The organism is Streptomyces sp. NPDC005574 (assembly GCF_040605435.1).
Lineage (GTDB): Bacteria > Actinomycetota > Actinomycetes > Streptomycetales > Streptomycetaceae > Streptomyces.
The window spans coordinates 90,823-104,505 of record NZ_JBEXCW010000020.1 but is presented as its reverse complement, the minus strand read 5'-3'; the positions used below and the strand labels follow the sequence as shown (position 1 = coordinate 104,505).

The 13,683-nt window shown below is 73.9% G+C and carries 12 protein-coding genes; 5 read left to right on the top strand and 7 right to left on the bottom strand.

Translation table 11 applies throughout. The features are described from left to right. Positions 1-27: 27 nt before the first annotated feature. Complete coding sequence (locus tag ABZT03_RS16330) at positions 28-2,109, bottom strand: SpoIIE family protein phosphatase (RefSeq protein ID WP_356039379.1); 2,082 nt, start codon at positions 2,107-2,109, stop codon at positions 28-30. A 406-nt stretch (positions 2,110-2,515) separates the two neighbouring features. On the opposite strand from ABZT03_RS16330, the gene ABZT03_RS16325 reads away from it, so the two are divergent. The 4 genes from ABZT03_RS16325 (at position 2,516) to ABZT03_RS16310 (ending at position 7,006) form a co-directional block, all read left to right on the top strand. Beyond that, on the top strand, positions 2,516-3,394 hold the full coding sequence (locus ABZT03_RS16325) for a hypothetical protein (RefSeq protein ID WP_356039376.1): 879 nt from the start codon (positions 2,516-2,518) through the stop codon (positions 3,392-3,394). Positions 3,395-3,670: 276 nt separating this feature from the next. Continuing rightward, positions 3,671-4,039 carry a hypothetical protein gene (locus ABZT03_RS16320; protein WP_356039373.1) on the top strand — a complete coding sequence of 123 codons (369 nt, stop codon included), beginning with the start codon at positions 3,671-3,673 and terminating at the stop codon, positions 4,037-4,039. Positions 4,040-4,137: 98 nt separating this feature from the next. Then, positions 4,138-6,153 (top strand): NADPH-dependent 2,4-dienoyl-CoA reductase, encoded by a 2,016-nt coding sequence (locus ABZT03_RS16315; RefSeq protein ID WP_356039371.1) that lies wholly within the window; start codon positions 4,138-4,140, stop codon positions 6,151-6,153. 301 nt (positions 6,154-6,454) lie between these two features. Then, positions 6,455-7,006, top strand: a complete 552-nt coding sequence (locus ABZT03_RS16310) for a PadR family transcriptional regulator (protein WP_356039368.1) — start codon at positions 6,455-6,457, stop codon at positions 7,004-7,006. Between the two features lie 12 nt (positions 7,007-7,018). Here ABZT03_RS16310 and ABZT03_RS16305 read toward each other — a convergent pair whose 3' ends face one another. Both ABZT03_RS16305 and ABZT03_RS16300 read right to left on the bottom strand, forming a co-directional pair. Further along, positions 7,019-7,564, bottom strand: a complete 546-nt coding sequence (locus ABZT03_RS16305) for a hypothetical protein (RefSeq protein WP_356039365.1) — start codon at positions 7,562-7,564, stop codon at positions 7,019-7,021. A gap of 320 nt (positions 7,565-7,884) precedes the next feature. Next, positions 7,885-8,817 (bottom strand): fibronectin type III domain-containing protein, encoded by a 933-nt coding sequence (locus ABZT03_RS16300; RefSeq protein WP_356039434.1) that lies wholly within the window; start codon positions 8,815-8,817, stop codon positions 7,885-7,887. A 469-nt stretch (positions 8,818-9,286) separates the two neighbouring features. Between ABZT03_RS16300 and ABZT03_RS16295 the strand changes: the two genes are divergently transcribed. Further along, positions 9,287-9,982: a glycoside hydrolase family 75 protein gene (locus tag ABZT03_RS16295; RefSeq protein ID WP_356039363.1), complete on the top strand. Its 696-nt coding sequence runs from the start codon at positions 9,287-9,289 to the stop codon at positions 9,980-9,982. 38 nt (positions 9,983-10,020) lie between these two features. Here ABZT03_RS16295 and ABZT03_RS16290 read toward each other — a convergent pair whose 3' ends face one another. From ABZT03_RS16290 to ABZT03_RS16275, 4 genes are all read right to left on the bottom strand, one after another. After that, positions 10,021-10,431, bottom strand: coding sequence for a PTS fructose transporter subunit IIA (locus ABZT03_RS16290; protein ID WP_356039360.1), 411 nt, complete (start codon positions 10,429-10,431; stop codon positions 10,021-10,023). Beyond that, complete coding sequence (gene dhaL / locus ABZT03_RS16285) at positions 10,424-11,032, bottom strand: dihydroxyacetone kinase subunit DhaL (RefSeq protein WP_356039357.1); 609 nt, start codon at positions 11,030-11,032, stop codon at positions 10,424-10,426. Before dhaL ends, ABZT03_RS16290 begins: the two co-directional genes overlap by 8 nt. Positions 11,033-11,075: 43 nt before the next feature. Next, on the bottom strand, positions 11,076-12,068 hold the full coding sequence (gene dhaK, locus ABZT03_RS16280) for a dihydroxyacetone kinase subunit DhaK (protein ID WP_356039354.1): 993 nt from the start codon (positions 12,066-12,068) through the stop codon (positions 11,076-11,078). Between the two features lie 514 nt (positions 12,069-12,582). After that, the gene (locus ABZT03_RS16275; RefSeq protein WP_356039351.1) at positions 12,583-13,482 is read right to left on the bottom strand and encodes an NAD(P)-dependent oxidoreductase; all 900 of its coding nucleotides are present in this window, start codon (positions 13,480-13,482) and stop codon (positions 12,583-12,585) included. Between the last annotated feature and the right edge of the window lie 201 nt (positions 13,483-13,683).

Genomic DNA, 13,683 nt, shown 5'->3' with positions numbered 1-13,683 from the left:
TCCGGGCGGCCCGCGGCTGCTCGGGAGCTACTCGTCCGGCGTCAGCACGCGGGCGATGAGCAGGGCCACGTCGTCGGAGTTGTCCGGCTGGTGCAGGGTGCGCAGCAGGAGGTCGCACACCTCCTCCAGCGGGCGGTCGGGACCGTCGAGGAGGTCAAGGAGCGCGTCGAGGCGTTCGTCGAGCGGGTGCTGCCGGGTCTCCACCAGGCCGTCGGTGTAGAACACGAGCCGGTCACCGGGTTCGAGGTCGACGGTCGTGGTGGAGAAGGCCACACCGCCCACGCCCAGGGGCGCCCCGGTGGGCAGTTCGAGGAGTTCGGGGTGCCCGCCGGCGCGGACGCGGACCGGCGGCAGGTGCCCGGCGTTGGCGATCCGGCACTGCCGCAGCCGGGGGTCGTGGACGGCGTACACGCAGGTGGCGATGGGCTGGTCCAGGCCGTCGGTGATCCGGTCGAGGTGTTCGAGGAGCCGGGCCGGGTCGAGGTCGAGCGAGGCCAGCGTGTTCGTCGCGGTGCGCAGCCGGCCCATGGTCGCGGCGGCGTTGATGCCGCTGCCCATCACGTCGCCCACCACGAGCGCGGTCTTCCCGCCCTCCAGGGGGATCACGTCGAACCAGTCGCCGCCGACCTCCGCGGTGCCGCCCGCGGGCTGGTAGCGGGAGGCCACTTCGAGGCCGCCGGTCACCGGCGGATGGCTGGGCAGCAGGCTGCGCTGCAGGGTGAGGGCGGTGTCGCGGGCGTTCTGGTACCAGCGGGCGTTGTCGATCTGGACCGCGGCCCGGGCCGCCAGCTCCCTGGCGAGGAGCAGGTCGTCCTCGCTGAACGGCAGCGGGTTGCGGGTGCGCTTGAGGTCGAGGGCGCCGAGGACCTCGCCCCGCGCGATCAGCGGGACCGCGAGGTAGGCGTGGACGCCGGCCTGGGCCAGCAGTCCGGCCGCCTCCGCGGAGCGCGCGATGCGGGGCAGGTCCGCCGCCTCGACCCGGTTGACCAGGACCGGGCTGCCGGTGCGCACGCACTGGGTGACGAGGCGGTCGGGGGCGTACCGGGCGACGTGCCCGGGCGGGTCCGCCGCCCGCAGCGCGTCGGGGGCGCGGTCCGCCTCCACCGCCAGGGCCCGGATCATGGCCGGTTCGGCGGGGCCGAGGCTGCTGCGCCGGCCCTCCACCACCGCCTCCAGCAGGTCCACGGCCGCGATGTCGGCGAGTTCGGGGACGGCGACGCCGGCCAGCTCCCGGGCGGTGCGTTCGAGGTCCAGCGTGGTGCCGATCCGGGTGGAGGCGTCCGCGATGACGGCCAGGCGCCGCCGCGCGGCCTCGGCCTCGACGCCCGCCCGGTACTGCTCCGTGACGTCCTCGACCGAGCCGGCCACGCCGAGCACGGTGCCGGTGGAGTCCTCCAGCCGGTACAGGGAGATCGACCAGGCGTGGTCCTCCTCCGGGTCGGCGGGGGTGCGCCCGATGCTGTGCCGGTCGATGACGGGCCGGCCGGTGGCCAGCACCTCCCGGGCGGCGGCCTCGACGTTCTCGACGTCGAAGTGCGGCAGGACGTCGCGCAGGGCCCGGCCGATGTGCTCCCCGGCCGGTGTGCCGTTGAGCCGCTCCAGCGCCGGGTTGACCGACACGTACCGCAGGTCGGTGTCCAGGACGCCCAGTCCGATCGGGGACTGGTTGATCATCCGTGAGGACAGCGCCACGTCCCGCTCCAGCCGGCGCACGGTCGACTGGTCGGCGGCGAGTCCCAGGGCGTACACGTCCCCCCGGTCGTCGAGCAGCCTCATGTTGCGGAACTCCACCAGCCGGGTGCTGCCGTCCTTGTGCCGGACCGGAAACGCCCCGGACCAGCTCGCGCCGGTGGCCATGACGTCGGCGAACAGCTTGACGACCAGGTCGACGTGCTGCTCGTTGATCATGAGCCCGGCCGCGTACTCGCCCAGCGCCTCCCGGGCGGAGTAGCCGAACAGTTCCTCCGCCTGGGGGCTCCACAGGACGATGCGTCCCTCGGTGTCGAGGACGACCGAGGCCACGCCGAGCACGTCGAGCAGTCCGGTCGGCCGCTCGGTGCCGTGCACCGGCTCGTCGCCCTCGGGCAGGGGTGTCTGCGCCGCAGTCATCGGGGGCACCGCCTCCGCCCATCGTCGGGGCACGCTGTTCCCCCGTGCCGGTCCTCGCCGTTGTCTCACGCTCGACGCCGTCGCGCGCTCAACCGTTTCTGCGACGACACCGTCGCACTCTTCCACCATCTCTCACTCTGCGGCGCCCCGTCCGGCGAAGTCGTGGCGGACGGGCGTGGTGGCGCGACCCGGCCGGGACCCGCGGGCGTCCGGTCGGGGCAGGTCGTGGCGGCCCCCCGGGCGGAAGGCGGCCCGCCGGCGTGCCGGATGTCACCTCCGGACGGGTGGTGGCGCCCACTGTCACCGGAGCGACGGCCCAGGTTTCCGTATTGGTCTGTACATGACCACGTGGGGCGGCCAGACTGTCCGCCGAAGCCGCCCCGACCCCCCACCGAGGAGCCCTTACATGCCCCTGCGCGCCCGGCGACGCCGTCGCCCGGTCCTGGCCGGACTCGTCACTCTCACCGCCGTCGCCGCCGTCCTGTCCGCCGCCCCGTCCGCCTCCGCCGCCGACACCTGGAACGAGGTGGGCTCCGACCGCGCCGACCCGCTGACCGAGAGCCAGGGGCTGGCCTCCGTCGAGGTCCCCGCAGGCAGCGCCAACCGGTACACCGGCATCGGCACGATCCCCCTCGGGCTCAGCACCCGCGGCTGGAACCATGTGGGTGACCCCGACGCCTCCTACGACGGCCACTACGTCGAGCCGTACCAGCGCGACTCCGGCACCACCAAGATGTTCCGCGTGCAGGCGCCGAACGGCGCCTGGTCGGAGTACGTCCACACGCTCAGCCCCGGGGAGGCGCTGAACAACTCCTGGGCCGCCGTCTCACCGAGCGGTCAGTGGATGCTGTCGGGGGAGTACGGCACCATGAGCCGCTTCCTGGTCTTCCCCAACCCCGGCGTCAACCCGGCCACCTCGCCCTCGGCGAACCTTCCGCAGGCGTCCACCGTCAACCTCGACCACCCCGTTCGCGACGTGCAGGGCTGCGACTTCGTCACCGCGACCCGGCTGCTGTGCTCCTCCGACGACCCGGAGGGCACGCTGTTCGGCGTCACCAAGCCGCTTCTGCAGGTCGACCTCTCGGCCGAGCCGAACGGCTCCGCCGACGTCACCGGCCACGTCACGGCGCTCCGGCAGCTCCCGCTGCGCAGTTCCTGCTCGGGCACCTTCGAGGCGGAGGGCATCGACTACGACCGCCGCACGGGCACCCTGCGCGTCATCGTGGTCTCACCGGGCTTCTGCGTCCTGACCGACAGCAAGACGTACAGGTTCACGCGCGGCTGACGGCGCAGGGACCGCGAAGGCGCCCGGCGGCGTACGGCGCGGGGCGCCGCCGGACGCCCACCGTGCGAGCCGCCGCTGACATCGGGGCGCCGCCGGACGCCCACCTCGCGAGCGCCGTGGCATCGGGGCCGCCGTACGCCCACGTCCCGGGCCGCCGGTGACCTCGGGGGCCGCCACGGGTGGTGCCCGCCCGGAGAGGGGTGCTTTTCTGGTGGTGTGACGCGGTTCGCGGGGAGCCCGCGGTGCCGTGCCACCGCCACGAGAGGAGCGAGCGCGATGGGCCGCGAGCGACTGCACGAGGAATCCGTCTCCGTCGAGATCAGCGGGTGCAGCAAGGAGGACGCCCGGATCGTGTTCGACACGCTGTGCGCGTGCTTCGAGTCGGACCGGCGTACCGACGAGGTACCGCAACAGCTGCACGAGAGCCGTCCCATGGTGTGGCTCGGCACCTTCGAGGTGACCGACGCGAACGAGTGCGCCCACCCGGCCCGGCTGTCGTCCACGGTCGAGGCCGACGCGCAGGGCGGTTACTGGGCGATCGAACAGCTCCGCACGACCCTGGACTCCCTGTTCTCCGTGCGGGATCTCTCCTCGGCCTCGGGCGACCAGGAACGGGAGCTGCACGTTCTGCTGGAAAGCCGGTGACCTGCGGCACATCACCCCGGCCCCCGTTGTGCAACTAGTTGCATAAACCGTGCGCGGTCCTCTAGAACTGAGGGACCACACCGCGCACGGAGGCCCCGATGAGCCGTTACCCGCACCTGCTGAGCCCGCTCGACCTGGGCTTCACCACGCTGCCCAACCGCGTCCTGATGGGCTCGATGCACGTGGGCCTGGAGGAGGCCGAGCACGGCTTCGCGCGCATGGCGGAGTTCTACGCCGCCCGCGCGCGCGGCGGCGTGGGCCTCATCGTCACCGGCGGCATCGCGCCCAACGACGCCGGCCGGCCGGGTGAGGGCGGGGCGAAGCTCACCACCGACGCGGAGGCCGAGGAGCACCGGGTCGTCACCGAGGCCGTGCACCGCGAGGGCGGCCGGATCGCCCTGCAGATCCTGCACTTCGGCCGGTACGCCTACCACCCGGACCTGGTCGCCCCGAGCCCCCTCCAGGCGCCGATCAGCCCCTACCCGCCCCGGGAACTCACCGACGCCGAGGTCGAGCAGACCGTCGAGGACTACGTCCGCGCCGCCCGCCTCGCCCGGCAGGCCGGCTACGACGGCGTCGAGATCATGGGCTCCGAGGGCTACCTGATCAACGAGTTCATCGCCGCGCGGACCAACCACCGCACCGACCGCTGGGGCGGCTCGTACGAGAACCGCACCCGCTTCCCCCTGGAGATCGTCCGGCGGGTGCGCGAGGCCGTCGGCGAGGACTTCGTCATCATCTACCGCCTGTCGATGCTGGACCTCGTCCCGGGCGGTTCCTCACTGGCCGAGGTCGTCACCCTCGCCAAGGCGGTCGAGGCCGCCGGAGCGACGATCATCAACACCGGTATCGGCTGGCACGAGGCCCGCATCCCCACCATCGCCACCTCCGTGCCGCGCGGCGCGTACACCTGGGTCACCAAGAAGCTCATGGGCGAGGTCTCCATCCCCCTGGTGACCACCAACCGCATCAACACCCCGGAGCTCGCCGAGGAGTTGCTCGCCGGCGGCTTCGCGGACATGGTGTCGATGGCCCGCCCGATGCTCGCCGACCCCGACTTCGTCGCCAAGGCCGCGGCCGGCCGCCCGGAGGCCATCAACACCTGCATCGGCTGCAACCAGGCCTGCCTCGACCACACCTTCAGCGGCAGGATCACCTCCTGCCTGGTCAACCCGCGCGCCTGCCACGAGACCGAACTGGTGCTCTCGCCGACCCGGCTGCGCAAGCGCGTCGCGGTCGTGGGCGCGGGCCCCGCCGGTCTGGCCTGCGCGGTGTCGACCGCCGAACGCGGCCACGACGTCACCCTGTTCGACGCCGCGGGCGAGATCGGCGGCCAGCTCAACGTGGCCCGCAAGGTCCCCGGCAAGCAGGAGTTCGACGAGACGCTGCGCTACTTCCGCCACCAGCTCGACGCGCACGGCGTGGACGTACGGCTGAACACCTGGGTGAGCGCCGAGGACCTCGCCGGCTACGACGAGGTCGTCGTCGCCACCGGCGTCACCCCGCGCACCCCCGACATCCCCGGCATCGACCACCCCAGCGTCGTCGGATACCTCGACGTCCTGCGCGACGACGCCCCCGTGGGCGAACGCGTCGCGATCCTCGGCGCGGGCGGCATCGGCTTCGACGTCGCCGAGTTCCTCACCGACGGCGGCGACAAGGCGAGCGAGGACCCGGCGGCCTACTTCCGCCTGTGGGGCGTCGACATGGACTACGCCACGCCCGGCGGGCTCGCAACCCCCGAACGGCCGGCCGCGCCGCGCGCCGTCCACCTGCTCCAGCGCAAGACCGCCAAGGTCGGCGCGGGCCTCGGCAAGACCACCGGCTGGATCCACCGCACCGAACTCAGGCACCGCGGCGTCACCATGGTCGCGGGCGTGCGCTACGACCGGATCGACGACGCCGGCCTGCACGTCACCGTCGGCGAGGACAGCACGGTCCTGGAGGTCGACACCATCGTGCTGTGCACCGGCCAGGAGCCCCGACGCGCCCTGTACGAGGAACTCCTCGCCGCCGGCCGCAGCGTGCACCTCATCGGCGGCGCCGACGTGGCCGCCGAACTGGACGCCAAGCGCGCGGTCAAGCAGGGCACCGAGCTGGCGGCGGCCCTCTGAGGGCTGTCCCGCAATTCCCGGTGGATCAGCGCACGGCGTCAGATGCGGTGCATCGCAAGGCGGAGGGTCATCCGCATACCGGGCGTATTCGGGCGATCCGACAACGCGGAGAGGGGCCGTAGCTGTCGTCGTGCGCGCGCCGGGAATTGCGGGACAGCCCTCGGGGGCGGTCCGGCCGATCACGGCGGAGACGCGGGGTGCGACCCCGCTCTCCGGCGCCGGGCCAGGCCCCGTCGCCTACCTCCACCACGACCGGCCGGACAGCTCCTGGGCGGCCCCCGCCGCTCCCTAGGATGAGCTCATGTCACTCCCGCACGCGATCCTCACCGCTCTGCTCGAAAGGCCGTCCTCGGGGCTGGAGCTGACCCGCCGGTTCGACCGGTCGATCGGCTACTTCTGGTCGGCGACGCATCAGCAGATCTATCGCGAGCTGGGAAAGCTGGAGGCCGAGGGGCACATCCGCGCGCTGCCCGCCGAGCAGCCGGCCCGTGGGCAGAAGAAGAGCTACGAGGTCATGCCGGCGGGCCGGGCCGAACTGGCCCGCTGGACCGCCGCGTCGCAGGACCCGAAGCCTCTGCGCGACGTCATGCTGCTGCGGCTGCGCGCCGCGGCCGTCGTGGGGACGGCCGGCATCGAGTCCGACCTGCGCCGCCATCTCGACCTGCACCGGCGGCAGTTGGACGAGTACCGCGAGATCGAGCGGCGCGACTTCCCACCCGGCCGGGACGGACCGCAGGAGCGCCTGCAGCACCTGGTGCTGCAGGCGGGCATCGATCTGGAGACCTTCTGGACGCGGTGGCTGGAGCGCGCGGTGGCGGAGTTCGCCGACCGCCCGGACGCGGCCGGTTCGTGAACCGGCGCGCGTTCAGAGCCGGTTCGGCTTCGAGCGGCGGCGCAGGAACCACGCGGCGGCGATGACCCCCGCGCCGACCAGTGCCCCGCCGGCCCCCAGGGTGAGCGGACCGTAGTCCCTGGTGGCGCCGCCGAGGCCGCCCATCACGCCCCGCGAGGGCGAGGGTGAGGCCGTGGCGGAGATGGTGGGGGTGGAGGCGGACGAGACGATGACGGACTGGGTGCCCGCGGTGCTGCCGTTCGAGCAGACCACGACCACGGTGTACGTCCCGGACCTCACCCCCGACCAGGCCGCGGACTGAAGGGCGCTCGCCCCCGTCAGCGCCGCCTGGCGGCCCTGGGCGAAGCTCGCCTGCCCGCTGCTCAGCAGTGCGGCGTTGCCCCAGCTGCCGTTCGTCTGCGTGCACGCGCTGGTGGTGACCGAGACCGTGGACCCGGTGGTGCTCACGGAGACGCCCGAGGCCGCCGAGGCGGGCCCGGCGAGCAGGGTGAGCGGCAGGGCGACGGCGGCTGCCGCGGTCGTCAGGCCGGTGCGGTGGAGTGGCTGAAGAGTGCGCATAGGAACTGCCCTCCGGCTGCACGGTCGGCGGTACATCCCTTGCGCCGCCAGAGGTCGGGGAGCGCCCGTGCCGCCTCCTTGGCAGCCAACGTGCCCCCGGCCGGTAGCGCATGCGGACGGCCACCGGGCAGGTGACGGATTCCTTCGTCCGGAGGAGCGCGGCCCCTGTGGGGTGGCGGAATCAGCCGCCCGCCCCCCGGCCTCCGGAGCCGATCCCGGCCTGCGGCCCGGCCGCCGCGCCGCTCGGACCGGACCGGACCGGACCGGACCGGACCGGACCGGACCGGTCCCGGTGGCAGACGGCGCGGCCGCCTCCGCGGTCACCGTCCCGTGGTCACCGTCAGTTCCGGGGAGAAGCCTCCCCAGGTGCCGTCGGGCAGCCGGGCGCGGACGCGTACCCGGTGGGTGGCCCTGTCCTCGCGTCCCACGTAGAAGCTGTACGCCGCCCGGTCGCGTGGGGCGTCCGCGCCGTACACCAGCGAGGTGGCGGGCCGTCCGTCGAGGTGGACCTGGTACTCCGTGACCGCACCGTCCGTGCGCGGCGGCACCCAGGTGAGGTCGATGTAGTAGGCCCCGGCGGCGCGGTGGGTGGCGGCGCGGAAGCGGGCAGGGGCGGTGTCCCGTCCGTCGTCGGAGCCAGGCGGGGTGGTGAGGCGGACGGGAGCGCCGGCGGGGGAGAGGTTGTCCGCCGCGTCCCGGGCCCGCACGGTGAAGGAGTAGCGAGTACCCGGCCGCAGCCCCGTGACCACGGTCGCGCTCTGTGCGCCGCCCACACTGTGGATCTTCGTGCCGCCCTGGTAGATGTCGTACGACACCACACCACGGTCGTCCGAGGACGCCGACCAGGACAGCTGGACGGCCCGGCTGCCGGCCGCGCGGCCCCGCGACCGGCCCGGAGCGGTCGGCGCCGAGTGGTCCGCCGCCGCGGCCGCGGGTGTGGTGGCCCGCACATCCCGGCTGAGCGGCCCCCGGCGCCCTTCGGTGTCCCGCGCCCGCACGCGGAAGACGTACCGTGTGGACGGCCTGAGCCTGATGACGTCCACCATGTGCTGCGAACCAGGGACTTCCCTGACCTTTGTGGTGCCGCGGTACACCTCGTAGACACGGACGCCGGCGTCCGAGGACACCGCGTCCCACATCACGTGCACGCTGGTCGCACTGCCCGCCGCCGCGGTGACGCCCGCCGGTGCCCCGGGCACTGCGCCCTCGTCCGCCCCGTCGTCCGTCCCGCCCCCACCGCAGGACGCGACCAGCGCGAGGGCCGCACCGAGGGTGAGGAACCGGTACGGAAGGTGGCGGGAAGTGACGGGGCGGCGCCCGGGGGCGGGTGCGCGGGGAACGGCAACGCGTCGCACGGCTCTGCCTCCCGGGGGCGGCACGACTGCAATGGTCCGGACCAATATGGCGCCCCGGGCACGGGCACGGCAAGAGGGCGGACGTCGCCGGGGCCGCCGCGAGGAGTACGTATGCTGGGCTCTCTCACGGCCGAACTCTCCCTGGGGCAGGGGGAGTTCCCGCCGTCGGCGCGGACCGCTGTCGTCGCTGGTCCCGCGCCGGACGCGGGCGGCCGGGGGCCCGGAGCCGACACGGACCCGGACCCCCGGCTCCTGCCCGGCCCGCGACACGTGCACCGTCCGGCCCCTCAACGCTGGCCCCGCCCCCGAAAGGGCATCAGATTGGCTGCGTGTTCGCCACCTGTCCCCAAAGGAGAGGGCTTTCATCGTGCGTGTCCAGTCGCTGACGCCGGCCGTGGCAGGCATCGCCCTGCTCGCCCCGACGACATTGCCCGCCACGCCGCCTCCCCTCCGCGTGGAGCCGGTGGTGCGGCACGAGGGTGCCGTCCTGGCCGCCGACCTGCTGGCCAAGGTGCGTGACTGCGTTCCGGTGTCCGCGGGCCGCTACCGCAGCGACGCCGGCCGGCCCGCGACGATCCCGGTCTGCGGCGCCCGGGGGGCCGTCTTCTGGAAGGCCGACATGGACATCGACTGCGACGGGCGGCCCGGACCCCGCTGCAACGGCCGCACCGACCCCCTCTTCTCCGAGGCCACCGCCTTCCAGCAGTCCGACGGCCGCCATCTCAGTGCCGAACGCCTTCCGTACATCGTCGTGCCCGCCGCCAGCGCGCTCTGGAACCACCGCGAGCACGGCGTCCACGGCGGTTCGGTGGCGGCCGTCGTCCACCGGGGCCGCGTGCGGTACGCGGTCGTCGGGGACGTCGGGCCGTACGACATCATCGGCGAGGCGTCGTACGCGACCGCCGAGGCCCTCGGGGTCCGCGCAGACCCGCGCCGCGGCGGCGCGGCCTCCGGCGTCACCTACATCGTCTTCAAGGACACCCGGGTGACGCCCATCGAGAACCACCAGGCCGCCGAGCGACTCGGCGAGCGCCTGGCGAAGGAGTTCGTGCGCACCGGCTGACCCCCCGGCCCCCGGCCGAGGCCGGGGGCCGGGCGGTCTCACACCTTCCGGTACGTGTACGCCTCAGCCGCCGCCGCCTCCACCGCGCCCAGGTCGGCCCCCGTGGCCGCCGTGACGACCGCGGCCACCGCGCCCTCGACGAACGGGGCGTCCACCAGACGGGTCGACTCCGGCAGTTCGTCGCCCTCGGCGAGCAGCGCCTTCACGGTGAGGACCGCGCTGCCCAGGTCGGTGAGGACCGCGACCCCGGCACCCCGGTCGACGGACGCGGCCGCCGCGGCGATCAACTCCGCGCTGGTGCCGAGTCCGCCGCCCTCGGTGCCGCCCGCCGGAGCCACGGGCGGCACCGTGCCGCCACCCGCCAGCCCCTTCGCCAGTTCGGCGACCGAGGCGGCCACCGCCGCGCTGTGCGACACCAGCACGATCCCGACCAGCTTGTCGTCACTCATCGCCCGCCTCCGCCGCTTCCCCGAGCGCGGCGACGAGCAGCGCCGACGAGGTGGCCCCCGGATCCTGGTGCCCGATACTGCGTTCGCCGAGATAGCTGGCCCGGCCCTTGCGGGCCTGGAGCGGAATCGTCGCCACGGCCCCCTCCTCGGCGGCGGTCCGGGCCGCGGCGAAACCCTCACCGAGCGCGTCGACCGCCGGCACCAGCGCGTCGATCATCGTCTTGTCGCCGGGCGCGGCACCGCCGAGCGCCCGGACCGCGTCCACCCCCGCCCGCAGCGCCTCGGTGAGCTGCTCCGCGCTGACCTCCTCGGCGTCCCCGAGCGCCTTGCCGGTGCGCCGCAGCAGCGTCCCGTACAGCGGACCCGAGGCGCCTCCGACCGTCGAAATGAGCTGCCGGCCGGCCAGTGTCAGCACCGCGCCCGGGGTGCGGGGCGACTCCTTCTCCAGCACGGCCACCACGGCGGTGAACCCGCGCCGGAGATTGCTGCCGTGGTCGGCGTCCCCGATGGGGGAGTCGAGGGCGGTGAGCCGCTCCGCCTCACGGTCGACGGACGCGGCGGTCGCCGTCATCCAGCGGTGGAAGAAATCGGCGTCGAGCACTGGATCTCCTTGCGTGGTAGGGGCGTTCGCCTTCCCGAGCCGTTCACAGACCCCAGCGCAGCCCCGGCGTCCGCACCGGCGCGTCCCACAGCCGCAGCGTCTCCTCGTCGACCTGGCACAGGGTGACCGAGGCACCGGCCATGTCGAGCGAGGTGACGTAGTTGCCCACGAGCGTGCGGGCGACGGGGACACCGCGTTCGGCGAGCACGCGCTGCACCTCGGCGTTGAAGCCGTACAGCTCGAGGAGCGGTGTCGCGCCCATGCCGTTGACCAGGACGAGGACGGGATTGCGCGGGGTCATGTCCTCCAGGATCGCGTTGACCGAGAAGTCGGCGATCTCGCGCGAGGTCATCATGGAGCGCCGCTCCCGCCCGGGCTCCCCGTGGATGCCGACACCCAGCTCCAGCTCGCCCGCCGGCAGGTCGAAGGTGGGACTGCCCTTGGCGGGCGTGGTGCAGGCGCTGAGCGCGACACCGAAACTGCGGGAGTTCTCGTTGACCTGCCGGCCGATCGCCTGCACCCGCTCCAGCGGCTGCCCCTCGTCGGCGGCCGCGCCCGCGATCTTCTCCACGAACAGCGTCGCGCCCGTACCGCGCCGCCCGGCCGTGTAGAGGCTGTCGGTGACCGCCACGTCGTCGTCGACCAGGACCTTGGCGACCTGGATGCCCTCGTCCTCGGCGAGCTCGGCCGCCATGTCGAAGTTGAGCACGTCACCCGTGTAGTTCTTCACGATGAACAGCACGCCGGCCCCGCTGTCCACGGCGGCCGCCGCCCGCAGCATCTGGTCGGGCACCGGCGAGGTGAACACCTCGCCCGGGCAGGCCGCCGAGAGCATTCCCTGTCCGACGAAACCGCCGTGCAGCGGCTCGTGCCCCGAGCCGCCGCCGGAGATGAGGGCGACCTTCCCGGCGACGGGGGCGTCCCGCCGTACGATCACCCGGTTCTCCACGTCGACGGTCAGCTCGGGATGAGCGGCCGCCAGGCCACGCAACGCGTCCAAGACCACGGTCTCCGGGACGTTGATGAGCATCTTCATGAGTGCCTCCTGGTTCGCCTGGCAGTTGAGCACCGCACTGTCGCCGGCCGTCCCGGGAAACCGTCGGACACGGCCGCCGGGCCGGGCGACGGTTCCGGGACCCCACACTCGGAAGTATCGGCGCTCGGGAGGCGATGGTCACGTGGACGGACGATCTCCGGCGCCCTGGGCCTCCCACCTCGGTAAACGTGGCGCCGGCCGTGCGGACGGACAGTAGCGGCACGCCACGCACAGTCGCCCCGGACGCGGGAGGGCCGCCGAGCGTGTCCGTGACGACGGACAGGCGCGACGGCCGTACGGCGCCGGCGGCACCCACACCGACCGGCTGACCCCTGCGTGGACGCCTGGTCGCCGTCCTTGAACTCGCGCCGGCCGTGCCGGCGCTCGACCTCGATCCCGACGCCGGCCCGGGGGCGCTCGTGGTCCGGACAGGGCTGCCCGGTGTGGTGCCGGGAGATGCGGTCGACGGCGGCCGGGCCCTCGTCGTCGTTCGGGTGGTCTTCGCGCTCGCCGGTCAGGCGGGGGATGCGCCGGGCTTCTCGTCGAAGCTGGCGAAGTAGGCGGCGGCCATGTCCTCGTCGGCGTGGCCCTGGGCGGCGGCGCGTTCCAGCCGCTCCGCGCCCGCGGCCGCCACGTCCAGGCGGACCCCGTGCCGCTGTCCCGCCTCCACGATGAGGCGGGCGTCCTTGGCGGCGGTGGCCACCGCGAACTGGGCCGGGGTGAGCCGGTCCTCCAGCACCAGGGCGGCCTTGGCGTGCAGGTAGCCCATGTCGAGCGGGCCGTCCGCGATCAGGGCGAAGAAGTCCTCCGGCCGCACGCCGAGAGCCTTCGAGAGGGCGAGGACCTCGCCGGTGGCGTTGGTGGCGGCGAGCACCCAGCTGTTGGCCACCAGCTTCAGCCGGGTGGCGCTGCCCGCCGCGCCGTCCTCACCGGTCCACACGGTGCGGGCCCCGACGGCGTCGAACACCGGCGTCACCCTCTCCCGGCCGGCGGTCGGGCCGGCGGCGAGCACGGTGAGCTGTCCGGCCTCGGCCGGCTGGCGGGTGCCGAGCACGGGGGCGTCGTAGAACACCAGCTCGTGCGCGCGGGCGAACCCGGCGAGTTCGGCGGTGGCGTCGAGGCCCGCGGTCGTGGACTGGACCCAGACCGTGCCGGGGCGGAGCGCGGACCCGGCCTCGCGCAGCACGTCGAGCGCGGCGGGGCCGTCGTGGAGCATCGTCAGGACGACGTCGGCGTCCCGGACCGCCTCGGCGGGGGTGTCCGCGACCTGGGCGCCGTCGGCGGTCAGGGGCTCGGCCTTGGCGCGGGTGCGGTTCCAGACGCGGACGGCGTGCCCGGCGCGGGCGAGGTTGCGGGCCATCGCGGCCCCCATGATTCCGGTACCCAGGACGCTCACGGTGAGCTTGTCGGTCATGACGTCAACTTCCTCGTGTGGCGGCGGTGCGTGGACTGCGGCGTGGCCGCGACCGACGATGCCACCACGGGGGCGCTCCGGGCGAGGCGGCAAGCCCTCGGGCCGGTCACGTGTCACGCCCCCGCCTTGATCCCGGACACGGAAACACGAACCTGCCCCACGGGTTCCCGGGGGCAGGTCGTCGGGCGTCTTCGGGGGCCG